Source organism: Rahnella perminowiae (assembly GCF_019049755.1).
Classification (GTDB): Bacteria; Pseudomonadota; Gammaproteobacteria; order Enterobacterales; family Enterobacteriaceae; genus Rahnella; species Rahnella perminowiae.
On record NZ_JAFMOS010000620.1, the window covers coordinates 1 to 24,843 of the forward strand.

Here is a 24,843-nt window from a genome sequence, read left to right on the forward strand (position 1 = left end):
AGCCAATATTGCAGACCAGGAAGAATCCGAACCGAAAAAAGATGATGATTTTTTTGCGCTGAGTCGCCTTTTTTCTTTGTCAGAATTAAATTACGTCGATATAGCCCGTAAAGAAAAAATCCCGCAACTAATGTCCCGCTGGCCGTTACTGGCTGAGCTGGCGCAATACGGCGAACACAGCGCGGAGAAAAAATAATATGGCTGTCATTGCCTTACAGGGCGTTCGTGGCGGTACGGGGACCACCTCGGTCACGGCTGCACTGGCCTGGGGTCTTGCGCAATTAAATGAGAAAGTGCTGGTGATCGACTTTTCACCGGAAAACTTCCTGCGGTTGCACTTTGGTATGCCTGTCGCTCAGGCATGCGGATGGCGCTATGCGCACAATACGGGGACGTCCTGGCAAAACTCTGCACTGCGCTACCATTCTCATCTTGATCTCCTGCCTTACGGGCATGTCGCAACGGACGATAACAATCAGCCTGATTTCGACTGGCAAAAAGCGATCACTCAGCTTAAAAATACCGGTGTCTATGACTGGATCCTGATCGACTCTCCGGCAGCCGATCCCTTACCTGCACGCACACTTGCCGACCGCACCGTCGTGCTTCTCCATGCTGATACTCAGTCACACCTGCGTTTACATCAGTATGTGCTGCCAGCCAACGGGCATTATCTGCTCAACCAGTTCATTCCTTCCAGCCAGTTACAGCAGGATATTCTGTTGTTATGGCAGGAAACCTTGCCCGCCCTGATCCCGGTGATTTTACACCGCGATGAAGCAATGGCGGAGTCACTGGCGGCGAAACAGCCTGTCGGGGAATGGAAAAATAACAGCAAAATCAGCCGTGAGATTAACACACTGGCGAACTGGTTCCTGCTGCACTTACGCCATCCCGGGGACGTGCATAGCCAGAAAACGCCGCGGAGCCCGGCAAAATGAACCGTCTGCTCAATCTGTTTCTGGTGCCGCCGGTCGTTCTCGAATTACAAAATCGCTACCGGCATTATCGCGCCAGCCATTCCTCACGTATGGCCGCAGGTCTGATGATTATCTGTGTGGCGTTGTGCTGGTTGTTTTTACGTTTTGAATCCCCGTTCTGGCAGCGCGTTAATGCACAGCGCACCCGCTGGTATCCGCAAATTTCGCCCTCTCAGCCGCGTCTGGCCGATCCGCTGCGTTATATCGTGCAAAGTGTGTGGCTGCTGATCATCCTGCCATCTGAAGGCAGACGCGGGCGTGTGATATATAGCCGCTGGCCGCAGCAGTTGCGCGGGAAAGTCCATTTGTGGCTCAGATCATTGCCCGGACAGGTCACCCAAAATCCGCTGGAAACTCAGGTCACACGACGTATCGGCAAAATGAACCGGCTCACTAAACGCATACTGGTGTTACTGACTGCTTTGCTGACGATCACGCTGGCGATGTTCTGCATTTCTCAGCCTTTTGGCTATATCGCGCAGTTTGTTTTCGTGGTGCTGCTGTGGAGTATTGCAATGATTATCCGCCGTATTCCGGGACGTTTCCCGGCGCTGATGATGATTGTATTGTCGCTGACCATTTCCTGTCGTTATTTATGGTGGCGGTACACGTCAACGCTGAACTGGGAAGATCCGCTGAGTCTGATTTGCGGTCTGCTGCTGCTAGGGGCGGAAACCTATTCCTGGACGGTGCTGGTGCTGGGGTATATCCAGACCATCTGGCCGCTTAACCGTAAACCGGTGCCCATGCCTGCGGATATCTCGACGTGGCCAACGGTGGATCTGCTGATCCCGACCTATAACGAAGATCTGAGCGTGGTGAAACCGACATTGTACGCCGCACTCGGGCTTGACTGGCCCCGTGACAAACTGACCATTTATCTGCTCGATGACGGCAACCGGCAGGCATTCGCGGATTTTGCCCATGAAATCGGCGTGAAATACATTGCCCGTGAAACGCGTGAAAATGCCAAAGCGGGCAACATTAACCATGCGCTGAAACAGGCGAAAAGCCAGCTGGTGGCGATTTTTGACTGCGACCATGTGCCGACCCGTTCTTTTTTGCAACTGACCGTCGGCTGGTTCTTTAAAGATAAAAAACTTAGCATGTTGCAAACGCCGCACCACTTTTTCTCGCCCGATCCGTTCGAACGTAATCTTGGCCGAATGCGCCGTACGCCAAACGAAGGCGAACTGTTTTACGGACTGGTGCAGGACGGCAATGACCTGTGGGATGCCAGCTTCTTCTGCGGCTCCTGCGCTGTGTTGCGCCGCGACGCACTCGATGAAATCGGGGGTATCGCTATCGAAACGGTGACGGAAGATGCGCATACCTCGCTGCGAATGCACCGCCACGGTTACACTTCGGCGTATATTCGTATTCCGCAGGCGGCAGGGCTGGCGACGGAAAGTCTGTCTGCTCACATCAGCCAGCGTATCCGCTGGGCGCGCGGTATGGTGCAGATATTCCGCCTCGATAACCCGCTGTTTGGCAAAGGGCTGAAACTGGCGCAACGGCTGTGTTACGCCAACGCCATGTTACATTTTCTGGCCGGTATTCCGCGCCTGATCTTCCTCACCGCGCCCCTGGCGTTTCTGCTGTTACATGCCTATATCATTTATGCACCGGCTGTTGCCATCGCGCTGTATGTGCTACCGCACATGATTCATGCCAGCCTGACTAATTCGCGCGTGCAGGGCAAATACCGTCATTCGTTCTGGAATGAAATCTACGAAACCGTGCTGGCGTGGTATATCGCCAGGCCAACGACGGTGGCGTTGTTTAATCCCCATGCCGGGACGTTCAATGTGACGGCAAAAGGCGGGCTGAACAAGCATGCTTACGTGGACTGGAAAATCAGCCGGCCATATCAAATCCTGATGTTGCTTAATCTGGCGGGTTTATTCTTTGGAATTTACCGCATTGTTTATGGACGTCCCGACGAAATTTTAACCGTACTGGTGAGCATGGCGTGGGTGATCTACAACATGATTATTCTGGGCGGGGCGATTGCCGTGGCGTTCGAATCCAAACAGGTTCGTCAGGCACACCGCGTAGAAGCCAGAATGCCCGCGTCATTACTCAAGCCAGACGGACATATTTATGTCTGCACCATCCAGGACTATTCCGACAGCGGTGTCGGGCTGGAAACCGCGAGTGCAAGCCAGTTTCAGTTTGGTGACAACGTCACGTTAATCCTGAGCCGCGGACAGCAGGAATATACCTTCCCGATGCAGATCAGCCGTGTGTTTGGTGAAAACATCGGTATGCAGCTATTGCCACTCACAACCCAACAACATATCGATTTCATCCAATGTACTTTTGCCCGGGCCGACAGCTGGGTATTACGCGAAGACAGTTTCCCTGAAGACAAACCGATGGAAAGCCTGCGTGAGGTACTGGGGCTGGGCATCCGGGGTTATCTGCGGATGCTGGACATCGCCCCGCAACGTTACCGACCGCTGGTGTCCCGAACACGATCGTTTGGCCGCTGGTTGCTGTCTTTTGCTCCGCGTAATCCATCGCTGGCCGTTCAGCCTGTTGAATCCAACCTGATGATGACAAAACAATGAAAAAACTTCCGATCACCACTTTTATGGCATCCGCATTGATGACATTGGCGTTGGGTTCTGCTGCACCGGCCTACAGTGAACAGGCTACTGCACCGGTTGTGCCGGGCAATGAGATACCTGCGCCTCAGGTGACGTTGCCGCTGGTGGCACCGGCGGTGAACCCGATGATTATTCCGGGCGCGCCGGTGCGCAACGTGATATTACCTTTTGCCGATGTAGCACCGAGGCCAGGGGCCATCACCTTGCGCGGTATTCAGCCGAACGGGCAGATTGAATTCGGTGTGCGCAGTGACGAAGTCGTGACACAGGCTACGCTGAATCTCGAGTTCACGCCGTCGCCGTCGCTGATCCCGGTCCAGTCGCATCTTAAGGTGTATCTCAACGACCAGCTGATGGGCGTTGAAGTGATTGATAAAGATCAGCTCGGCAAGAAAAATCACTTACAGATGACGATTGATCCGCGCTATGTCACCGACTTTAACCGTATCCGCCTGGAGTTTATTGGTCATTACCAGAACGTCTGTGAAAACCCGGCAAACACCACGCTGTGGCTGGAAATCGGCAAGGGCAGTTCACTCAGTCTGCAATACCAGAAACTGCCGCTAAGCAACGATCTGGCGCATTTCCCGGTGCCATTCTTTGATGCGCGTGACAGCCGTCCGCTGAGCCTGCCGATGGTATTTGCCGCCTCTCCGGATGCCAGCCAGCAACAGGCGGCGGCGATTCTGGCCTCCTGGTTCGGCACCAAAGCCCAGTGGCGCGGGCAATCTTTCCCGGCGCTGTATAACCAGTTGCCGGAAAGCCACGCCGTGGTGTTTGCGACTAACGGTCAGCGCCCTGATTTCCTCAAAGAAATGCCGCCGGTGAAAGGGCCCGTCGTGCAGATGGTCAGCCGCCCGGATAATCCGTACGTCAAAATGCTGCTGATCCTCGGTCGTGATGATCAGGACTTACTGACAGCAGTAAAAGGCATTGCGCAGGGAAATATCCTGTTCCGTGGCGAAACGGTCGGTGTCGATAAAGTGGATCAGATCCAGCCACGCCAGCCGTATGATGCGCCAAACTGGGTGCGCACCGACCGTCCGATGAATTTTGGCGAACTGAAACAGTATGCAGAACAGTTACAGTCTGACGGCATCCAGCCGAACCCGGTCACGCTCAACATTAACCTGCCGCCGGATCTGTTCCTGATTAACAGCACCGGTATTGATATGCGGCTGAAGTACCGTTACACCTCGCCACAGCTCAAAAACACGTCGCGTCTGAGCATCAGCCTGAACAACCAGTTTGTGCAGGATCTGACCCTGAAAACCGGACACGATGAGGATTCCCGGTTACTGCATCTGTCCCTGTTGCAGGGGCTGCTGGATGGCAGCAAGGATCTGAATATTCCGGCGCTGAAACTGGGTGCGGTAAACCAGATGCGTTTTGATTTTGACTACACGTCGCTGCTGGCAAGCGGCAGCGAGGGCCGCTGTGAAACCTATAACACCGTGCCAAATCATGTAGTGGTCGACGACAGCTCCACCATCGATTTCTCCGGATACCGTCATTTTATGGCGATGCCTGATTTGCGCGCCTTCGCGAATGCCGGATTCCCGTTCAGCCGCCTGGCGGATTTATCCCAGACGCTGATTCTGGTTCAGCCACAACCGCAACCTGAGCAACTCACCACGCTGTTTGATGCGATGGGCAATATTGGCGCACTCACCGGTTATCCGGCACTTGGCGTGGGGCTGACCGAAGATGCGGCAAAAGCAAGAACCACCGACGCCGATCTGCTGGTGATCGGTAACTTGCCTGCGGATTTGCGTGACGACAGCATGCGCGATGATAAAAAAGCTAACTTACTGATCGAGGCAGCCCGCGATGCGGTTAACACCCCCATCCGTCAGGCGTCGTTAACGGATAACAACTCACCTGCCAGCGATGCGCGGGTGGATGCCAGTGCGCAAATCAGTGCACAAGGTCCGATTGCGGCGATCGTCGGATTAAAGTCGCCATACTTTGATCAGCGCAGCGTGGTCGCGCTGATGGCAAACGGTCAGCAGGGCTTCGCAATGCTGAACACCTCAGTGCAGGATACCCGACAGCGTGCGCGGATCTTTGGTTCAGTGGCGGTGGTACGCGATTCCGGCATCAGTAGTCTGAAAGTGGGTGATACCTATTATGTGGGCCATTTACCGTGGTGGGAACGGGTATGGAACGCAATGGCGAACCATCCGGTATTGCTGGCAGTCATGGCGGTGATTCTGGTGTTCCTGGCGGCAATACTGCTATGGACCGGGTTACGTTCTCTGGCCCGTCGTCGTCTGTCTGATGATGATCAGGAATAATTTCGTGAACAGACACTCCACGAACCGGCTTTCCCGCAACAAACTGGCGCTGACCATTGCGCTGGCCCTGATGGCTGCGCCTGCGGTTTCTGCCCCGGTTGTGTCGCCGGAACAATGGTTGCTGGAACAGGTACGGATCGGTGAAGCCAGTCATCAGGATGATCTGGTACGTCAGTCACTGTTTCGCCTGGAATTAATCGATCCGCAGAACCCGAAAGTGATGTCCGCCCGTTTGCGTCTGCTTCTCCGCGAAGGTGACCAGACCAGGGCGCAGCAGCAGCTGGAAAAAATTAAACAGGTTGCACCCGGTTCGGATGAATATCAGCAGGCACAGCTGAGCCTGAAAATCGCCTCGCCGGAAATGCAGCAAAAACTCCAGCAGACGCGCTTACTGGCAACCGCCGGGCGGCTCGGTGAAGCTAAGGCGCAATATGACGAGTTGTTTGGCGGCCGGCCGCCGACGCTGGATCTGGCGGTGGAATACTGGCAACTGATTGCGCGCCTGCCGGGGCAGAAAGCCAGCGCACAGGCGCAGCTCCAGGCGCTGAATAACCGGTATCCGGGGGATGTGCAGTTACGCCTGCAACTGGCGCAGATGGCGTTTGACGCAGGGGATAATGCCAAAGCGGTGGCGCTGATTAAGCAAATCGCTGCCACCAATGAAGGGCGTTCGCCTGCCGCTGACTTATGGCTGGCTCAGATTAAAGACCAACCCGTGGGTCATCCGAGCGCTGAGGCCCTGCAAGAGTTTATTACTACGTTTGATACCGGTCCGCAGGTGATTGCCGCACAACAGGAGCTTCAGCGTCAGCAGGCGTTGCTGGCCGATCCGCGTTATCAGGCACGACTCCGGGGGCTGGCGCAAATTAATCGGGGTGGTTCAACCGGCGCGATTGCCCCGCTGAAGCAGGCATTGCAGGCGAAACCCAACGATGCCGAGGTTCTCGGAGCGATGGGGCTGGCTTACTCCCGTGCCGGTAACCGCCAGCAGGCGCTGACCTTATTCCGGCAGGCGAAAGCCGCCGAAACCGACGGCTATAATGCGGATAAATGGAACAGCCTGATCCAGACCAACAGTTACTGGCTGAAAATCGATCAGGGCGACAGGGCGCTGAAAACCGGACAGCTTGAACAGGCTGAAGCGGCCTACAACCAGGCACAGCGACTGGACTCCCGTGATCCGTGGGCGCAGATCGGGCTCGGCGATGTGGCGGTTAAGCGTAAAAATGACAGGCAGGCAGAGCAGGCTTATCGCCGCGCACTCAGGCTGGAGCGCGATAACAGCAGTGCCCAGCGCGGTCTGGCAAATATCTATCAGCGTCAGTCGCCGCAAAAAGCCCTGGATTACATCAGTTCACTGCCGGCTGCTTCACAGGCGAAACTCAGCGACAAACAGCGGGGACTTCAAAGTGACGTTGTCACAATGGAGGCGGAAAAATATGCTGCCCGGCACAACTGGAATCAGGCCGCGAACCGCTACGGCGAAGCGCTGAAGCTGAATCCGGACGATGTCTGGACGACCTACCATTACGCTAATGCCCTGCGTGAGGCGGGCGAACCGGCGCAGGCGGATACGGTTTTCGAACAGCTTGCGGCGAAACGTCCGGTGGATCCGCAACAGGTTTACGCTTATGCGCTCTATCTTTCCGGCTCCGGTCGTGATGATGCCGCTCTGCACCATCTGAATACATTGCCGCAGGCGAAATGGGACGCCAACATGCGTGAAGTGGCGCAGCGCATTCAGCTCGGTAAAACCCTGGCCGCTATCGATACTTCACTGGCCGCAGGTCATACGCAGCAGGCGAAACAGCAGTTGCAGCAGGCTGATCTGCATGACCTGAGCCTCAATCAGCAACGGCAGATCGCCATGGCCTGGCGTGATGTCGGTGACACTACCCGGGCCTTTGCGCTGATGCAGCCATTGAAAACGGCTGCGCGTTCACAACCGGCCGGACAAGACAAAGCACTGATTTATCGCAATGCCGCCAGCCTTGAGCAGCAGCTCGGCGAGCCAGAACTGGCGCGTCAGGATTACGGGCAGGCGATGGTCGCCAGTGGCATCACCGACAAAACGCCACAGGACAATGACAGTTATACACGTCTGATCCGCAACAATCCGGCGGATGACTGGCTGAAACGCGGTATCCGCTCTGACGCAGGTGATCTTTACCGTCAGCAGGATATCAATTTCACGGTGGATACGGATTCGTGGACCTCGAGCGGTACGCCGGGCAAATCTGATCTCACCGCCAACACCACCATGTTGCAGGCAGATATGCCGGTGTATCAGGGGCGGGGATTCCTGCGGGCCGACTGGGTGCGTATGGATGCCGGAACTTTTGATAACGAAAACGGTAATTACGAAGCCAGTTTCGGCACCTGTCGTGATCAGAACTGCCGCCGATATCGCAGCCAGACCGCTAACGGTGTCAGCCTTGGTGCGGGCTGGGAAAATGAACAATGGAAAGGAGATTTAGGCACCACGCCGCTGGGTTTTCCGGTGGTTGACTGGGTAGGCGGGCTGGCTTACAGCGGAGACTGGGGTGATATCGGCTGGACGACCACGGTTTCACGCCGTCCGGTGTCCAGTTCGTTACTTTCTTTCGCTGGCGCAAAAGATCCGGGCACCGGCACCACCTGGGGTGGCGTTCGCGCAACCGGTGCCAGCCTTGGGTTAAGTTACGATCAGGGGCTGGCCAACGGGGTGTGGGCTGACCTCAGCGCGCATCAGCTGACCGGTGAAAATGTCGAAGACAATACCCGCGAACGCCTGATGGGGGGGTATTACTACAAGGTTATCAACGAAGATAACCGCCGCGCGACGGTGGGCCTCAGCTCCATGCTCTGGCATTATCAGAAAGACCTTAGCGGCTACACCCTGGGACAGGGGGGATACTACAGTCCGCAACAATATTTCTCGCTTGCCGTACCGGTGAATTACCGGCAGCGCACGGAGAACTGGTCATGGCAACTCGGCGGTTCCGTCTCCTGGTCTCGCTCCTCAACCAGCGATCAAAAACGTTATCCGATCCAGAATCTGATCCCGGATTCATTACCGGATAAAAACGCCATTGAAACCGGCAGTAGTGGTTCTGGTTTTGGTTACACGTTGCAGGCACTGGTTGAACGGCGTGTCAGTTCTCACTGGACCATCGGCGGGGGAATTGATATTCAGCAAGCGAAGGATTATACGCCAAGCCATTTCCTGCTGTACGCGAGATACTCGATGAGCGGCTGGCAAGGAGATCTGGATATGCCACCGGAACCGTTAGTGCCGTACGCGGACTTTAAGTAATGCCAGACCGGGCATTAGGGCGGTTCCTTCACTCGGTCCTGGAGCCTTTGGTCTCCAGGCCGCTCCGTTCAGCAAGCTTTCTGAATCGCCCCTGGCTTTTAAAAAAACAAAACAAGTAAGGTTGCGACGTAGAAGCCTGAGGCCGGTTCCAAATACCGCCGGAGGGAGAGGTGGAAAACCGCGTGTCTTTTTACGCGGGTTGTAACCCGAACGAAGGGAACCGTGCAGCGGCGGGGTTTTGCGGCTATCCTTAGCGGCCAGCGAAAAGTGACATTAACCAGCGCCTTGTTTATAGCTGTCCGTCCCCCAATCCACCATTCCCTCCAGCAACTGCCTCAACAGCACCTGTAATTCGGCCGCCTTGTCAGGTGAATACGAAAACGGTTCAATCTCCTCCATATAATTCACCTGCGCCAGCTCAAGCTGAACGGCATGAATATCCCGGTCAGGCTGACCATAAGCTCTCGTGATATATCCCCCTTTAAACCGGCCATTAAGCACATGACTGAAGCGGGTTTGTTGCTGGCAGGTTCTGTCGAGAATTTCACTCAGCGCCGGTGAACAGCTTGCGCCGCTGTTGGTGCCCAGATTGAGATCCGGTAGCCGGCCGTCGAAAAGACGCGGTATCACTGACGCAATAGAATGTGCATCAAACAGCAGCGCATAGCCGGATTCCTGTTTCATACGCGCCAGTTCTGACTGTATTTTCTGGTGATAGGGTTGCCAGATTTGATCGAGATATTGCTGGCGCTGCGTGTCTGCCGGCGTCATGCCTGGTTTAAAGGTCTCGCGTCCGTCAAAAAGCGTCTCGGGGTATAAACCTGTCGTGGCGGTGGTATACAACGGTTTATCGTCAGCAGGCCGGTTCAGGTCGATAACGAACCGTGAATACTGGCCGACCAGAATACTGGCACCCAGTGAACGCGCAAAATCATACAGCTGCGGGATATGCCAGTCGGTATCGGAAAGCGGAAGAGCGGCATCGCTCAGACCGCTGGCCACTTCTGGCGTAAGCTGCGTCCCTGCATGGGGGATGCTGATCAGTAACGGCGCGGTACCCTGGGTAAAATGGTATGGCTCAGCGATAACATTAGCAGTTGAAAAACTCATGAACGGAACTCTCCTCGTACTTCTCCACGATAGACAACAGTGCAGGGCAACTGACCACCCAGCCAGTAAACCAGTTCCGCAGGACGTGACAGCGGCCAGTGTATAAAATCAGCAACTTTTCCCGCTTCCAGCGTGCCGTGTGTTTCCTGTAAACCGAGCGCGCGCGCACCGTGGCAGGTGATCCCGGCCAGTGCTTCCTCAGGCGTCAGTCGGAATAACGTACACCCCATATTCAGCATCAGACGCAAAGAAAGCGCAGGCGATGTGCCCGGATTAGCATCACTGGCCAGCGCCATCGGCACCTGATGTTTGCGGAACGCCTCCACCGGCGGGCATTGCGTTTCGCGCAGCAAATAATATGCCCCCGGCAGTAATACCGCGACGGTGCCGCCGGCGGCCATGGCCTGCGCATCTTCGTCCGTGGCGTATTCCAGATGGTCGGCTGACAGTGCATGATGTTTTGCCGCCAGCGCACTGCCATGCAGCGAAGACAGTTGCTCGGCGTGTAATTTTACCGGCAAACCTAAGGCTTCTGCGGCATTAAAAACCCGTTCAACCTGGTCCGGTGAGAATGCCAGGTGTTCACAAAAGGCATCGACGGCGTCGGCCAGGTTTTCACTGGCAACGACTGGCAGCAATGTGTTGCAGATGAGATCTATATAGTCATCCGCGCATCCTTTGAATTCCGGCGGCAGGGCATGGGCGGCAAGGCAGGTGGATTTCACGTCGACCGGCAGCATGACGCCTAACCGGCGGATCACCCGCAGCATTTTCAGTTCACTTTCTACGCTCAGTCCGTAACCGGATTTAATCTCAACACAGGTCACGCCTTCGGCCAGCAACGGTTGTAAACGGAACAGCGCCTGTGCCAGAAGTTCATCTTCAGTGGCCTCACGGGTCGCATTCACGGTGGACAGAATACCGCCACCGCCTGCAGCAATTTCCGCATAGCTGACGCCGTTCAGTCGCTGTTCAAATTCTGCGCTTCGGTCACCGCCAAATACCAGATGCGTATGGCAGTCAACGAAGCCCGGGGTGATGATCCCGCCCTCGAATTCATGCTGTGTGGCGCCTGCGAAAACCGGACAATCTCGGGCGGGGCCGGTCCAGACGATCTTCCCGCCTGCGACCGCAATCGCGCCGTTTTCAATCAGGTTGTAATGCCCGTCCTGCATGGTCACCAGGGTGGCACCACGCCATACGCTGTCACAACGCGCAGGCGGCTCGGAGGAAAAAGAAGGGGATATAGCTACCGGCATGACAGGCTCCAGGCTGAATTCATCTTGTATAGACAACTAAAGTCAACCTAACGCATAACGGTAAAACCGGCAAGTCAGCCAGCGATAGTTTTTTCTTATTACGAGACGTCTTCCAAAATTCGAACGAAGCGATAGCGGCCATGCAAAGCCGCCATTAAGGTGTGCCGGAATCAGCCATGGCTGGTGAAACGTCCAAATAATTGATAACGGGAACCCGGATAAATCAGACGCGCGGAAGTCACTACGCGGCTGCCGCTCCAGGTCCGGCGGTGGATCAGGAGGCAAGGCTCATGTTCATTAAGTTGCAACAATTCGCGCTGCTCATCGCTGGCACTGATGGCTTCAACGCGATGTTCACCCGCCGTCAGCGGCGCGATTTCCATCAGATACGTATAGGGTGTCTGCTTGTTCAGCACCTGTTGCAGATAATCGGGGGCGGTTTCCGGGTTCACAAAACGGTCTTCAATCTGCACCGGTACGTTGTTCTCGTAATGAACAATCTGCGAATAAAATATCATCGTACCCGTGGCGATACCCAGTTGCAGCGCCTGATCAGCGTCGGCCAGGCGTGCCTCGCACACCAGAATCTTGCTGTCATGACGATGACCGCGCCGGGCAATTTCATCGGCAATGTTGTGCACTTCCAGCATCGGGGTATAAGCCTTGGCTTCGGCCACGAAGGTTCCGACGCCCTGCATGCGGATCAAAAATCCCTCGCTGGTCAGTTCGCGCAGGGCACGGTTGATGGTCATCCGGCTGACGCCAATCTCATTGACCAGTTCACTTTCAGACGGCACCCGCTGATGCGGTTTCCAGACACCGGCGCGGATTTGGCTGATGATCGCCTGTTTAACCCGCTGATAAATGGGTGCGGGTGTGTCGCTCATCGCAGCCGCCAGTTCGGACAATGTCTGCTGTGATACTCCCTGCTGTGGCACGGCACCATTTTGCAAAAGTGGTGTGGGCTCCGACATGACTCTTACCTCACTCAATGAAATTCCAGAAATATTGGGAAAGTTTGCCTGTCCGCCCGGCAGTTTCCATCAGAGGAAAGTAAACGGAAAGGGCGTGACAGAAAACGAAATTTATAAAAAAAGGGTTGTTGCAAGTTTACAGCGCAATCAGGCATATGTATATGTATAGACAAGTCGCTTAAAAGTTTTGCAATTGTTTCCATAAAATTGCGTTTATGTTTCTTCTTACTGCTCAGGAATGCTGTCATGCCTGCTTATTTTGCTCCACGCGCTTTACTTGCTGATGGCTGGGCGCACAACGTGCGGCTGGATGTCGATGTTGCCGGAATGTTGACTGCGGTGATCCCGGACGGCGATCCGCAGGGTTGTCTGCCCCTTTCCGGCCCGGTGGTTCCGGGCATGCCGAACCTCCATTCGCATGCATTTCAGCGGGTGATGGCCGGACTGGCGGAAATCGCCGGGGATCCTCAGGACAGTTTCTGGACCTGGCGTGATCTGATGTACCGCATGGTGCAGCGCCTTACACCTGAGCAGGTGGGTGTCATTGCGCGTCAGCTCTACATAGAAATGCTGAAAGGTGGCTACACACAGGTGGCTGAATTCCACTATCTGCATAATGATATCAGCGGACAGGCTTATGCCGACCCCGGCGAAATGGCCGCGCATCTCAGTGAAGCCGCCTCGCAAACCGGCATCGGGCTGACCATGCTACCGGTGCTTTATAGTTATGCCGGATTTGGCGCACAACCGGCACAGGCCGGACAGAAACGGTTTATTCAGGATACGGACAGTTATCTCAGGCAACAGGAAATTATCCGTAAACGGCTCAGTGGTAAAAGCCTGCAAAATCAGGGGTTGTGCTTCCATTCCCTGCGCGCCGTAACCCTTGAGCAAATGCAGCAGGTGTTGCAGTCCGGCGATAAAACCCTGCCGGTGCATATTCATATCGCCGAGCAGCAGAAAGAAGTGAATGATTGTCTGGGCTGGAGCGGGCAGCGTCCGATTTCCTGGCTGTATGACAATCTGGATATTGATTCCCGCTGGTGCCTGATCCACGCCACGCACGCTGACCGTTTCGAGCTGGCAAGTATGGCAAACAGCGGAGCAGTCGCGGGGTTGTGCCTGACTACTGAGGCTAATCTGGGGGACGGGATTTTTCCCGGCGTCGATTATCTGGCACAGTCAGGGCATTGGGGCATCGGTTCTGACAGCCATGTTTCTCTGAATGTGGTTGAAGAACTGCGATGGTTTGAATACGGGCAACGCCTGCGTGACCAGCGGCGTAACCGGCTGACGACTTCAGCGCAAAACTCGGTGGGCGATGTGCTTTACACGCAGGCATTACTGGGCGGCGCGCAGGCTTGCGGCGCGGCCATCGGGCAGCTTTCTGTCGGTTATCGTGCCGACTGGCTGGTGCTCGACGGGCAGGATCCTTATCTCGCTGCGGCAAAAAATCATGAACTGCTTAACCGCTGGTTATTCGCCGGTAATGCCGGACAAATTCGTGATGTGTATGTTGGCGGCGTACCGCGCATTGTGGACGGCCAGCATGAACAACAACAGGCTGCGGCGGCGGATTTTCTGGCGCTTCTCCGCCACCTTGCGGAGGATGCCGCATGATCGCCTGGCACCATTTTGCCTTCGATGAACTGCCGGTCAGCCCATGGCGTAACGGCGGTGGCGAGACCCGTGAAATCTTCAGTTTTCCTGCCGGTAGTCATGATTTTGACTGGCGCGCCAGCATTGCCACTATCGCACAGGACGGGCCGTTCTCGGCATTTCCCGGCATTGACCGCTCCATCACTTTGCTGAACGGGGAGGGCGTGCATCTGCAGGCACCGCCTGAGGTTGATCACTTACTCAATGTTACCGGTGAGCCGTTTGCCTTCAGCGGTGATAGTGCGCTCAGTGCCCGTCTTCTGGGCGGTGTGACGACCGATTTTAACATCATGACGCGACGGACTGAATGTGTGTCACGGGTGGTTACCGCGCAACAACATCTTCATGTGACCCGTGAAAACGGCGGGGTGGTTTATGTTATCAGCGGGACGTGGCAACAGGCGGATGGCCAGCCCCTGCGGGCGGGCGAGGGATATTACTGGTCTGAAACAGCGGCAGCATCGCGACAGGCATCGGTGAGTCTGACCCCTGTTGATCAGGTACAGAGAGGCCTGCTGTTATGGGCGGCCATTACACGATAAATACTCTGCAGGGTTGCGCTAAAAGGGAGCATGCAACGCACTGAATTGATTCACCAGCCCGCATGGGACGAGGCGTAACCGCCGCCGGATGTGGCAAAACGGCATCAGCATAAACTGGCATAAAGCTTGCTTTGTTATTTTCGACTCACTTGTATAGACAAGAATATACAGTAGCGTAATTTGCTTGCGGCGTTTGACAGTCACAGGCATTTCCCCGAGACAGGCATATTGGCAGGAGTGGCAGATGAGCAACAAGATTACCAGGGTTGTACTGAAACGTTCGTTGTCGTTGTTAGGGCTGGCAGTAGCGCTGGGCAGTATGGCTGTCAGTGCGGCACAGGCGGCCGATACGCCGGTTGCTGTGGGTATTTCGGGCTGGACGGGGTTTGCCCCCCTGACACTGGCAGACAAAGCGGGCATCTTTAAAAAGAACGGTCTGGATGTCACGTTAAAAATGGTGCCACAGCAGTCGCGTCATCTGGCCATCGCTTCCGGTTCCCTGCAATGTGCGGCGACCACGGTTGAAACCTATTTAACCTGGAACGCCAGCGGCGTGCCGATCAAACAGATCGTACAGCTGGACAAATCCTACGGCGCGGACGGTATCGCCGTACGCAATGGCATCAGCAAAGTCAGCGACCTGAAAGGCAAAACCATCAGCGTGGATGCACCGGGCACGTCTTCTTATTTCCTGCTGGCGTGGATCCTGGATAAAAATGGCATGACGATGAAAGACGTCAAACTCGCCACTCTCGGGCCGGACGCCGCCGCACATGCCTTTATTGCCGGACAGAATGATGCCGCCGTGACTTACGAACCCTACCTTTCCACCATCCGTCAGAGCCCGGACAAAGGAAAAATTCTGGCAACCACGCTGGACTATCCGATGGTCATGGACACGCTGGGCTGTACGCCAGCCTGGCTGGATAAAAACCCAAAAGCCGCGCAGGCGCTGGTGAACAGCTATTTTGAAGCGCTGGATATGATTAAGAACGAACCGGAAAAGTCCAACGAAATCATGGGTGCAGCGGCGAAAGAGACCGGAAAACAGTTTGCAGAAGAATCCAGTTATCTGCGCTGGCAGGATCGGGATGCCAATAAGAAATTCTTCAGCGGTGAGATTGTGACCTTCACTAACGAAGCGGCGCGACTGCTGACGGAGATGAAAATTCTGCGTAAAACGCCGGACATCAACACACTCTATGACGCGAAGTATGTGAAATAGCCATGAAGGACGGCGATATGAACACTCCTGTCAGTCAGGCAGCAGAACAACCCATGACGACAGAGTCAGCCTTACGTGAGCCGGCACCGTTGCCGGCAAGCAAAAAAGTCTGGCATAACCCCATGATGGTGCCTTTGCGGCCGGTTGCCGCGCGGCATCGCGTGTTCCTCGGGTTCTGTTTCTTTGTGCTGTTTTTTGCCGTATGGGCGCTGGTGACGTTTACCGGCCTCGTCTCCGCCACATTTCTTGCCAGTCCGGCGAGTATGTTGCAGGAAGGTATTTTACTGTTTACCGATTTTGATTTTACAACTGACATCGGCATGACCGTCATGCGGGTGCTGGGTGGATTTATTCTGGCTTGCGCCATTGCCGTTCCGCTCGGCATCTTCATGGGGTCTTACAAACTGATTGAGGCTTTTTTCGAGCCGTTTGTATCGTTTTGCCGTTATCTGCCTGCGTCAGCATTTGTGCCGTTGCTGATCCTGTGGGCGGGTATTGGTGAAATGCAGAAAATACTGGTGATTTTCATTGGCTCTTTTTTCCAGATAACCCTGATGGTGGCGGTGACCGTAGGTGCAGCGCGGCGTGATCTGGTCGAAGCTGCGTATACATTAGGCGCAACCAACCGGAGTGTTGTGCGCCGGGTAATCATTCCCGGTGCGGCACCGGAAATAGCCGAGTTGCTGCGCCTCGTGCTTGGCTGGGCGTGGACTTACGTGATTGTGGCAGAGCTTATCGGCTCTTCAAGCGGTATCGGTCATATGATTGTTAACAGCCAGGCGCTGCTCAATACCGGGCAAATGATCTTCGGCATTATCGTGATTGGTTGCATTGGTTTGCTCTCCGATCTGTTGTTCAAAGCGGCCAACCGTCGCCTGTTTGTATGGAGTTCATTGTGATGAGCCATCCGAAACTGAGTGTCCGTCAGGTTGAACGTATCTTTACCGGTCCGCAGGGTGAGAAAACACAGGCGCTGTTACCGGTGGATTATCAGGTTAATGAAAACGACTTTATCACCATCCTCGGGCCCTCAGGCTGCGGTAAATCTACATTACTGCGTATTGTTGCCGGGCTGGATCAACCGACGCGTGGCGAAGTGTGGTTAGACGGTGAACGCGTGGAGGGACCCGGTGCCGATCGTGGCATGGTTTTTCAAAGTTATACCTTGTTCCCCTGGCTGACCGTTGAGCAAAACATCTGTTTTGGTTTGCAGGAGCGTGGTGTAAGTAAGGCAGCGCAAAAAGAACGCAGCGACTACTTTATTCATAAGGTCGGGCTGCGGGGTTTTGAGCAGCATTTCCCGCGTCAGCTTTCCGGCGGGATGCAGCAACGTACCGCCATCGCCCGCGCGCTGGCGAATGATCCAAAAATTTTGCTGATGGATGAGCCTTTTGGCGCCCTGGATAACCAGACCCGCGTGATGATGCAGGAACTGCTGTTATCGATCTGGGAATCCTCACGCAAAACCGTGTTGTTCGTGACGCACGATATTGATGAAGCCATTTTTATGGCCAACAAAGTGGCGATTTTCAGTGCGCGACCGGGGCGGATCAAAACCGAGGTGGCGGTTAATTTCCCGCATCCGCGGGACTATACCCTGAAAACCTCGCCGGAATTTATGGCGCTGAAAGCGCAGGTTACCGAAGAAATTCGGACCGAAACGATGCAGACAATCGAACACTGATTTCGTTGCCATGTGTCTGCAGATAACAGGTTTTTGATTCGTCATGTAATACATATATACCCGGCGGGCTGAGTCCTTCGCCGGGTTTACTTCCGGTTTAACTTGTCTATACAGGAATAGATTATGGCTTCTTCATCCCATGTGTTAACCCTTTGCCGCCTGCAACCGGGTCATGTTGATCTGCCGATGCTGCGCAAGATTTATCAGGGCAATGTTCGCCTTGAACTGGCTGAGGAGGCGCGCGCGGGCGTGCTGGCGTCACAGGAAACGGTCACCCGCATTGTTGAATCAGGAAAAGTGATTTACGGCATCAATACCGGTTTCGGCAAGCTGGCCCAAACGCGTATTCCGGCGGAACGTCTGGCGGAACTGCAACGCAATCTGGTGTTGTCGCACAGCGTCGGGATCGGCAAGGATCTGGCGGATAACGTGGTGCGTCTGGTGATGGCGACCAAAGTGCTGAGTCTGTCGCGCGGCCATTCCGGTATCCGTATTGAGATTATCGATGCGCTGATTGCTTTGTTTAATGCCGGGGTTTATCCCTGCATTCCTGAGAAAGGCTCTGTGGGTGCATCCGGTGACTTAGCACCGCTGGCACATCTTTCCCTGATGCTGATTGGCGAGGGTCAGGTTACGGCACAAGGCGTAAAAATGTCGGCAACTGACGGTCTGGCGACGGCGGGTCTGAAGCCGTTTGAACTCGGTCCGAAAGAAGGGCTGGCACTGCTGAACGGCACTCAGGTTTCCACTTCTCTTGCACTGTCCGGCCTGTTTGAGGCCGAACGTGTATTTTCTGCCGGGCTGGTGGCGGGCGCATTGTCGCTCGAAGCGATTAAAGGTTCAGTGAAACCGCTGGATGCGCGGATTCACGAAGCCCGGGGGCAGCAGGGGCAGATGGGGGTTGCAGCCGCGTTGACCGCTATTCTCTCAGGTAGTGACATTGTCACGTCTCATGCGGATTGCGGCCGGGTACAGGATCCTTACTCTATCCGCTGTGTACCGCAGGTGATGGGGGCCTGTCTGGATAATCTGCACCACGCTGCGCGCATTCTGCGCATCGAAGCGAATGCGGCCTCCGATAACCCGCTGGTATTTTCCGAAAACGGTGATGTGATTTCCGGTGGTAACTTCCATGCCGAACCGGTGGCTTTTGCCGCCGATATCATTGCGCTGGCCGTCGCTGAGATCGGTGCGATTTCCGAACGCCGTATGGCGCTGCTGCTCGATACCGGGCTTTCCGGTTTGCCTGCGTTTCTGGTTAATGACGGTGGTGTGAATTCAGGTTTCATGATTGCGCAGGTTACCGCAGCGGCTCTGGCGTCGGAAAACAAATCGCTGGCGCATCCAGGCAGCGTTGACAGCCTGCCGACTTCGGCGAATCAGGAAGATCATGTATCCATGGCCACCTATGCCGCCCGCCGTCTGGGGGACATGTGTTTTAACACCAGTGTGGTCGTAGGCATAGAAGCGATGGCCGCCGCACAAGGTATTGATTTCCATCGTCCGCTGCGCAGTTCAGCCACGCTGGAAAATGAAATGAAAGCGATCCGTGAAAACGTAGCGTTTCTTGAAAAAGACCGCCTGATGGCACCGGACGTTGAAATGATGCGTCTTTGGGCTTCCCGCGAGCATTGGCCTGCTGCGATTGAAGCGCTGCTGCCAAGCTTTGCCTGAGCAATTTTGTCTTATACCGACTGATTTATAACCCCTTATTTTAGAGAAGGAAACGACGATGAACGCTCCACAAAAAACGGCCGTTGCCCGCGTAATCCGTGCGCCACAGGGCACGGAACTGAGCTGTATGAACTGGCTGATTGAAGCGGCATACCGCATGATCCAGAACAATCTCGATCCGGATGTCGCTGAGCGTCCGGAAGATCTGGTGGTTTATGGCGGTATCGGTAAAGCGGCGCGCAACTGGCCGGCGTTTGAAGGCATTCTCGACAGTTTACGTAAGCTGCGTGAAGACGAAACGCTGCTGGTGCAATCCGGCAAGCCGGTCGGCGTTTTCCGCACGCATACCGATGCACCGCGCGTGCTGATTGCCAATTCCAACATTGTCCCGCACTGGGCAAACTGGGATCACTTTCATGAACTGGATAAAGCCGGCCTGATGATGTACGGCCAGATGACTGCCGGTTCCTGGATTTATATCGGTGCGCAGGGCATCGTGCAGGGCACTTATGAAACCTTCGCGGAAGCAGGGCGTCAACATTACAACAGTGACCTGCGTGGCAAATGGATCCTGACGGCCGGTCTGGGCGGCATGGGCGGCGCTCAGCCACTGGCTGGCGTACTGGCCGGAGCCTGCGTGCTGGCGATTGAATGCCAGGAGTCGCGCATCGATTTCCGTCTGCGCACCCGTTATCTCGATTACAAAGCACACAGCATTGATGAAGCGCTGGCCATGATTGAAAAAGCCTGCGCTGAGAAAAAAGCCATTTCCGTCGGCCTGCTGGGCAATGCCGCAGAGGTGATGCCACAACTGGTTGCCCGCGCGAAAGAAGGCGGTCTGCGCCCGGATATTGTCACTGATCAGACCTCGGCACATGACCCGTTGAACGGTTACCTGCCGGAAGGCTGGAGCCTGGAAAAATGGCAGGATGCGCGGCAGGCAGATCCGCAATCGGTGGTGAAAGCTGCCCGTGCGTCAATGGCCAGACATGTTCAGGCAATGCTCGATTTTCATGCTATGGGCATTCCGACTGTCGATTATGGCAACAACATCCGTCAGGTTGCCAAAGACGAAGGCGTGGAAAATGCCTTTGATTTTCCGGGCTTTGTGCCGGCCTATATCCGTCCGCTATTCTGCGAAGGTAAAGGTCCGTTCCGCTGGGTGGCGCTTTCCGGTGACCCGGAAGATATCTACAAAACCGACGCAAAACTGAAGGAACTGTTCCCGGACAACGCAAACCTCATCAACTGGCTGGATATGGCGCGTGAACGCATTGCCTTCCAGGGGTTACCGGCGCGGATCTGCTGGCTGGGTCTTGGCGAGCGCCACCTTGCCGGTCTGGCATTCAATGAAATGGTCCGTAACGGTGAACTGAAAGCACCGGTTGTTATCGGTCGTGACCATCTCGACACCGGTTCTGTTGCCTCACCAAACCGTGAAACGGAAGCCATGAAAGACGGTTCTGATGCGGTTTCTGACTGGCCGCTGCTGAATGCATTGCTTAATACGGCGGGCGGCGCAACCTGGGTGAGTCTGCATCACGGCGGTGGCGTCGGAATGGGATTCTCACAGCACGCCGGAATGGTGATCGTTGCTGACGGTACCCGAGAAGCAGATGCCCGTCTTGAACGTGTGCTGTGGAATGACCCGGCGACAGGGGTGATGCGCCATGCAGATGCTGGCTATGAACAGGCACAAGACTGTGCTGAACGCCATCATCTGAATTTGCCGATGCTTGGCAAGTCATCACTGTAAGTGATTAATACGTCAGGAAATTAAATTGAACAATACTCACGGGCAGCGGCGCAGGCCGTTGCCCGTTTTGTTTCTAAAGTATTCGGAAAATGCTGTAAAAAGAGGCGTAAAACACCGCTGATTTACGGCATACTCGGGAGCAACTTAGCAGCGTGAGGTGAATAATGGCTTCAGATCTGGCAGTTTCTGATTCGGTATTTGAAAAGCAGCAACAGCTCCTGGAAAAACTGGCAAGGCCCGCAGCACGGTCGCTGAGCGCTTATAACGCCGGGCTTGCGGCAGAGGCTGTGCAAAAAAAATATGGCGTGACGCATGTTGCCAAACTGGCCAGTAATGAAAATCCGTTGGGTGCCAGTCCGCTGGCGAGGGCCGCATTAGAAGCGGACGCCTGTTTCAGTGCGATTTATTCTGATGCATCAAGCATGGCGCTGCGTGATGCGCTGGCCGCAGATACCGGGGTGGCAGCCGGAAATATTGTTATCGGCAACGGTTCGGAAGACATTCTGCATATGCTGGCGCTGGCGTTTCTTAGCCCCGGCGACCGCGTGGTCACGCTGATCCCCTCGTTTGGTTTACATGAAATCTTCCCGCGCATGATGGGTGCCGATGTCACCATGGTGGGTGTTAATGCACAGCAGGAATTTGATATCGAAGCCTGGGAAAACGCGCTGTCCGGACCGGCGAAGATGTTGATTTTCAGCAACCCTTCCAATCCGGTGGGCTGCATGCTCAACCGGGAAGGATTCGCCCGTATCATTAATGCCGCGCCAGCGGATTGTGTGCTGGTGATTGACGAAGCCTATTTCGAATATTGCGAAACCGATCCTGAATACCCTGACAGTCTGCGCGTACTGGCTGACCAGCCACGACCGTGGATCGTGCTGCGGACTTTCTCGAAAGCGTACGGGCTGGCCGGGTTGCGGGTGGGGTATGGTTTAGCCAGTCATCCTGAACTGGTTAACCTGCTGGACAGAGTGCGTACGCCTTTCAACATCAACCGTTCGGCGCAGATCGCTGCCGTGGCGGCATTGCGGGATAAAGATCATGTCCGCGAGAGCATTGCGCTGGTCAGCACGCAGCGCGGACGCGTTGCGACAGAACTTACCGCGCTTGGTTTTAACGTCGCCTCATCGTATGCCAACTTCCTCTTCTTTGATTGCGGCCGCCCGGCCACAGAACTGGCACAACGCTTGCTTAGTTTCGGTGTAATTATCAAACCCTGGCGGGAAACCGGTTATGAAAACTGGATCCGCGTGTCCATCGGTAATGAACAGGATAACCGTCAGTTTATCGACAGCCTGAAATGTATCCTGGCGGAGGGGGCAGCGTGAAACGTGTTGCGCTGAACATTGACGATTTGCGCTGGCAGGCGAAATGCGCATTGCCCCGTTTTGCATTTAGCTATGTCGAAGGCGGGGCGGATGATGAACAAACGCTGAAAGACAACCGGGAGGTTTTCGGGCGCTGGCGCTTTATTCCGCCGGTGCTGAACGATTCCAGCCAGCGCGATTTATCCGTCACGGTGTGCGGACAGCGCCTTTCAGCGCCGTTGCTGATTGCGCCGACCGGCTATAACGGCATGTTGCGTTTCGGTGCGGATGCCATGCTGGCCCGTACAGCGAAACATGCGGGTATCGGTTATATCCAGAGCACCGTTTCAACTGCATCGGTTGAAGAAATCGCGGCAGAAAACCTGCCGCAGCATTGGTTTCAGTTGTATGTGCTCAAAGACCGTGCCGTCACTGCCGGACTTTTGGCGCGCGCGAAAGCGGCCGGTTGCACCACGCTGGTGGTCTCGGTTGATGCGGTGCATTTCGGTAACCGTGAAAAAGATAAGCGTAATTACCGGCGGCCAATGAAGCTATCGCTTTGGAGCATGCTTGATGTTGCGCTGCATCCGGGCTGGGTATGGCGAACCTTAAAACCGGCGGGAATGCCTGGGTTCGGTAATCTCAAACCCTATGTTCCGGCGGATAAGCAACGCGGGGCGGGTGGGGCGAGCTACTTCTCGGCGCAGATGGATACCCGTCTCAGCTGGGAAACTCTGCGCTGGATCCGCAGTCAGTGGCAGGGTGCCCTGTTGATCAAAGGGATCCTGGCGCCGGAAGATGCACAACTTGCTTTTGCGAGCGGAGCCGATGGCATTGTGCTGTCAAACCACGGCGGACGTCAGCTTGACGGCTCGGTGAGTGCGCTCGAGGTGCTGCCGGATATCCGGACACTGTGCGGTTCGCAGGCGACGATCCTTATTGACAGTGGCTTTCGCCGTGGCACTGATGTCGTGAAAGCACTGGCGCTCGGTGCGGATGCGGTCCTGCTCGGCAGACCGATGCTGTATGGCGTCGCCGCAGCCGGTGAGGCGGGTGCGCAACGGGCACTGGAGATTATTTTGCAGGAAGTTGACCGCACAATCGCGCAGCTTGGTTGCACGTCGGTCAGCCAGCTGGGGCCGCATTTGTTACGTCTTCAGCCATAAGCAGTTGAATGAACAGAAAGATCCTTTGAGCATTTTCATCCGATCCGTCAAACACAACATTACGAAGAGGCAGTTATGCAGGCACAGAATATTATCTTCCCGGCACAAATTCTGCGCGGGCCCGGTGTTATCTCTCAGCTTGGTGACATTTGCGCACTGCTGGGCACGCGTGCGCTGGTGATTGGCGGGCATCAGTCACTGGCCGTCGTGGGGGATAAAATCCGTCATCAGCTGGAAGGTTCTGCCGTGGAACTTGCCGGCAGTGAATGGTTCGGCGGTGAAAGCAGCGAGCGTCATATCAGCCGTCTGGCGAAAATCGTTAAAGATAAAAAAGCCGATATCGTGATTGGCGTGGGCGGCGGTAAATCTCTTGATACCTGTAAAGCGGTTGGCGCAGAAACTAACGTGCCGGTCGTCACGATCCCAACGATTGCTGCGACCTGCGCGGCCGTCACACCGCTGACCATCCGTTATCACGACGACGGTCATTTCCGGGATTTATTCCCGCTGTCACAGGCACCGGCTGCAGTGATTATCGACAGCGAAATTCTGGCCGCTTCACCTTTGCGCTGGCTGGCGGCTGGACTTGGGGACACGCTGGCGAAATGGTATGAATTTCGTGCCATCAGCACTCATCACGGTCAACTGAGCGGCGTCGCACGTTCTTCCAGTGCCAACAGCCGGATCTGCTATGACCTGATCGCATCTTTCGGCCCTGCTGCCTGCGACGCGGTCCGTGCCGGTAAACCGAACGCCGAACTTGATCAGGTGCTTGATGCCATTTTCATGTTTGCGGGCCTGACATCGCTGATGAGCAGCGGGGCGCACGCCGCTGCTTCCCACGCCATCTATGAAGGTTTTACGGTGTGTGATAAAACCCGCGAATTTGGCCACGGCCTGCTGGTCGGTTTCGGCAACCTGTGTCTGCTGGCGCTGGAAAACCGCAGCAATGAGGAATTGCTGGAAGCGATCAAACTTGCTCAGGCCTGCGCGGTGCCGCTGCGTCTGAGTGAGATCGCAGATCTCAATGAGGATGAGCTGGAAAGTATTGTGCAGGCATCACTGCACGCGCCAGATATGGAGAATATGCCGGGGCAGGTGACGGCAGGGGCGTTGTATGCGGCGATTTCGCGGGTAGAGAAAATGGCGGATCGGGTTTACCAAGAGAGGTGAGGTTGTGAAGTAGAAGGCTGCGGCCGGTTCCAAAATCACGCCGACGGAGAGGTGAAAAACCGCGTATCTTTTTACGCGGGTTGTAACCCGAACGTAGGGAACCGCGCAGCGGCGGGATTTTGCGGCT

At 55.4% G+C, this 24,843-nt stretch carries 18 protein-coding genes; 15 read left to right on the forward strand and 3 right to left on the reverse strand.

The annotated features are described in order from the left end of the window. Nucleotides 1-7 precede the first annotated feature (7 nt). The 5 genes from bcsR to J1785_RS21200 all read left to right on the forward strand — a co-directional run bounded on the left by bcsR (nucleotide 8) and on the right by J1785_RS21200 (nucleotide 9,184). The gene (gene bcsR, locus J1785_RS21180; RefSeq protein ID WP_217220594.1) at nucleotides 8-196 is read left to right on the forward strand and encodes a cellulose biosynthesis protein BcsR; all 189 of its coding nucleotides are present in this window, start codon (nucleotides 8-10) and stop codon (nucleotides 194-196) included. 1 nt (nucleotide 197) lies between these two features. Then, on the forward strand, nucleotides 198-941 hold the full coding sequence (bcsQ, locus tag J1785_RS21185) for a cellulose biosynthesis protein BcsQ (RefSeq protein ID WP_217138613.1): 744 nt from the start codon (nucleotides 198-200) through the stop codon (nucleotides 939-941). Further along, nucleotides 938-3,553, forward strand: coding sequence for a UDP-forming cellulose synthase catalytic subunit (bcsA, locus tag J1785_RS21190; RefSeq protein WP_217220564.1), 2,616 nt, complete (start codon nucleotides 938-940; stop codon nucleotides 3,551-3,553). Before bcsQ ends, bcsA begins: the two co-directional genes overlap by 4 nt. Next, nucleotides 3,550-5,889, forward strand: coding sequence for a cellulose biosynthesis cyclic di-GMP-binding regulatory protein BcsB (bcsB, locus tag J1785_RS21195; RefSeq protein ID WP_217159490.1), 2,340 nt, complete (start codon nucleotides 3,550-3,552; stop codon nucleotides 5,887-5,889). The genes bcsA and bcsB overlap by 4 nt, the downstream gene beginning before the upstream one ends. Before the next feature lie 70 nt (nucleotides 5,890-5,959). After that, complete coding sequence (locus J1785_RS21200) at nucleotides 5,960-9,184, forward strand: cellulose synthase subunit BcsC-related outer membrane protein (RefSeq protein WP_238483317.1); 3,225 nt, start codon at nucleotides 5,960-5,962, stop codon at nucleotides 9,182-9,184. A 273-nt stretch (nucleotides 9,185-9,457) separates the two neighbouring features. Here the strand turns inward: J1785_RS21200 and hutG are convergent, their stop codons facing one another. The 3 genes from hutG to hutC form a co-directional block, all read right to left on the reverse strand. Continuing rightward, nucleotides 9,458-10,294: an N-formylglutamate deformylase gene (gene hutG, locus J1785_RS21205; RefSeq protein WP_217220567.1), complete on the reverse strand. Its 837-nt coding sequence runs from the start codon at nucleotides 10,292-10,294 to the stop codon at nucleotides 9,458-9,460. Further along, nucleotides 10,291-11,553 (reverse strand): imidazolonepropionase, encoded by a 1,263-nt coding sequence (gene hutI / locus J1785_RS21210; protein ID WP_217220577.1) that lies wholly within the window; start codon nucleotides 11,551-11,553, stop codon nucleotides 10,291-10,293. The genes hutG and hutI overlap by 4 nt, the downstream gene beginning before the upstream one ends. Nucleotides 11,554-11,723: 170 nt before the next feature. After that, nucleotides 11,724-12,527, reverse strand: coding sequence for a histidine utilization repressor (hutC, locus tag J1785_RS21215; RefSeq protein ID WP_129951240.1), 804 nt, complete (start codon nucleotides 12,525-12,527; stop codon nucleotides 11,724-11,726). Nucleotides 12,528-12,773: 246 nt separating this feature from the next. On the opposite strand from hutC, the gene J1785_RS21220 reads away from it, so the two are divergent. The 10 genes from J1785_RS21220 (at nucleotide 12,774) to J1785_RS21265 (ending at nucleotide 24,716) form a co-directional block, all read left to right on the forward strand. Further along, nucleotides 12,774-14,147 (forward strand): formimidoylglutamate deiminase, encoded by a 1,374-nt coding sequence (locus J1785_RS21220; RefSeq protein ID WP_217220580.1) that lies wholly within the window; start codon nucleotides 12,774-12,776, stop codon nucleotides 14,145-14,147. After that, nucleotides 14,144-14,728 carry a HutD/Ves family protein gene (locus tag J1785_RS21225; RefSeq protein WP_129990741.1) on the forward strand — a complete coding sequence of 195 codons (585 nt, stop codon included), beginning with the start codon at nucleotides 14,144-14,146 and terminating at the stop codon, nucleotides 14,726-14,728. Before J1785_RS21220 ends, J1785_RS21225 begins: the two co-directional genes overlap by 4 nt. 244 nt (nucleotides 14,729-14,972) lie before the next feature. Then, the gene (locus J1785_RS21230; RefSeq protein WP_129951243.1) at nucleotides 14,973-15,953 is read left to right on the forward strand and encodes an ABC transporter substrate-binding protein; all 981 of its coding nucleotides are present in this window, start codon (nucleotides 14,973-14,975) and stop codon (nucleotides 15,951-15,953) included. Nucleotides 15,954-15,970: 17 nt separating this feature from the next. Further along, a complete protein-coding gene (locus tag J1785_RS21235; RefSeq protein WP_129990740.1) occupies nucleotides 15,971-16,852 on the forward strand; it encodes an ABC transporter permease in 882 nt (293 codons plus the stop codon). Then, complete coding sequence (locus J1785_RS21240) at nucleotides 16,852-17,637, forward strand: ABC transporter ATP-binding protein (protein WP_129990739.1); 786 nt, start codon at nucleotides 16,852-16,854, stop codon at nucleotides 17,635-17,637. The genes J1785_RS21235 and J1785_RS21240 overlap by 1 nt, the downstream gene beginning before the upstream one ends. A 123-nt stretch (nucleotides 17,638-17,760) precedes the next feature. Further along, on the forward strand, nucleotides 17,761-19,311 hold the full coding sequence (gene hutH / locus J1785_RS21245) for a histidine ammonia-lyase (RefSeq protein WP_217220582.1): 1,551 nt from the start codon (nucleotides 17,761-17,763) through the stop codon (nucleotides 19,309-19,311). Nucleotides 19,312-19,369: 58 nt separating this feature from the next. Further along, the gene (gene hutU / locus J1785_RS21250) at nucleotides 19,370-21,067 is read left to right on the forward strand and encodes a urocanate hydratase (protein ID WP_217220584.1); all 1,698 of its coding nucleotides are present in this window, start codon (nucleotides 19,370-19,372) and stop codon (nucleotides 21,065-21,067) included. 164 nt (nucleotides 21,068-21,231) lie between these two features. Then, nucleotides 21,232-22,398, forward strand: a complete 1,167-nt coding sequence (gene hisC, locus J1785_RS21255; protein ID WP_129951248.1) for a histidinol-phosphate transaminase — start codon at nucleotides 21,232-21,234, stop codon at nucleotides 22,396-22,398. Continuing rightward, nucleotides 22,395-23,543 carry an alpha-hydroxy acid oxidase gene (locus J1785_RS21260; RefSeq protein WP_418952321.1) on the forward strand — a complete coding sequence of 383 codons (1,149 nt, stop codon included), beginning with the start codon at nucleotides 22,395-22,397 and terminating at the stop codon, nucleotides 23,541-23,543. The genes hisC and J1785_RS21260 overlap by 4 nt, the downstream gene beginning before the upstream one ends. A 75-nt stretch (nucleotides 23,544-23,618) precedes the next feature. Next, complete coding sequence (locus tag J1785_RS21265; RefSeq protein ID WP_217220590.1) at nucleotides 23,619-24,716, forward strand: iron-containing alcohol dehydrogenase family protein; 1,098 nt, start codon at nucleotides 23,619-23,621, stop codon at nucleotides 24,714-24,716. The last annotated feature ends 127 nt before the right edge of the window (nucleotides 24,717-24,843 follow it).

Excerpts from the sequence above, each read along its gene's own strand:
- bcsQ (WP_217138613.1), top strand. The coding sequence starts at position 198 with ATGGCTGTCATTGCCTTACAGGGCGTTCGTGGCGGTACGGGGACCACC.
- bcsA (WP_217220564.1), top strand. The coding sequence starts at position 938 with ATGAACCGTCTGCTCAATCTGTTTCTGGTGCCGCCGGTCGTTCTCGAA.
- bcsB (WP_217159490.1), top strand. The coding sequence starts at position 3,550 with ATGAAAAAACTTCCGATCACCACTTTTATGGCATCCGCATTGATGACA.
- J1785_RS21200 (WP_238483317.1), top strand. The coding sequence starts at position 5,960 with ATGGCTGCGCCTGCGGTTTCTGCCCCGGTTGTGTCGCCGGAACAATGG.
- hutG (WP_217220567.1), bottom strand. The coding sequence starts at position 10,294 with ATGAGTTTTTCAACTGCTAATGTTATCGCTGAGCCATACCATTTTACC.
- hutI (WP_217220577.1), bottom strand. The coding sequence starts at position 11,553 with ATGCCGGTAGCTATATCCCCTTCTTTTTCCTCCGAGCCGCCTGCGCGT.
- hutC (WP_129951240.1), bottom strand. The coding sequence starts at position 12,527 with ATGTCGGAGCCCACACCACTTTTGCAAAATGGTGCCGTGCCACAGCAG.
- J1785_RS21220 (WP_217220580.1), top strand. The coding sequence starts at position 12,774 with ATGCCTGCTTATTTTGCTCCACGCGCTTTACTTGCTGATGGCTGGGCG.
- J1785_RS21225 (WP_129990741.1), top strand. The coding sequence starts at position 14,144 with ATGATCGCCTGGCACCATTTTGCCTTCGATGAACTGCCGGTCAGCCCA.
- J1785_RS21230 (WP_129951243.1), top strand. The coding sequence starts at position 14,973 with ATGAGCAACAAGATTACCAGGGTTGTACTGAAACGTTCGTTGTCGTTG.
- J1785_RS21235 (WP_129990740.1), top strand. The coding sequence starts at position 15,971 with ATGAACACTCCTGTCAGTCAGGCAGCAGAACAACCCATGACGACAGAG.
- J1785_RS21240 (WP_129990739.1), top strand. The coding sequence starts at position 16,852 with ATGAGCCATCCGAAACTGAGTGTCCGTCAGGTTGAACGTATCTTTACC.
- hutH (WP_217220582.1), top strand. The coding sequence starts at position 17,761 with ATGGCTTCTTCATCCCATGTGTTAACCCTTTGCCGCCTGCAACCGGGT.
- hutU (WP_217220584.1), top strand. The coding sequence starts at position 19,370 with ATGAACGCTCCACAAAAAACGGCCGTTGCCCGCGTAATCCGTGCGCCA.
- hisC (WP_129951248.1), top strand. The coding sequence starts at position 21,232 with ATGGCTTCAGATCTGGCAGTTTCTGATTCGGTATTTGAAAAGCAGCAA.
- J1785_RS21265 (WP_217220590.1), top strand. The coding sequence starts at position 23,619 with ATGCAGGCACAGAATATTATCTTCCCGGCACAAATTCTGCGCGGGCCC.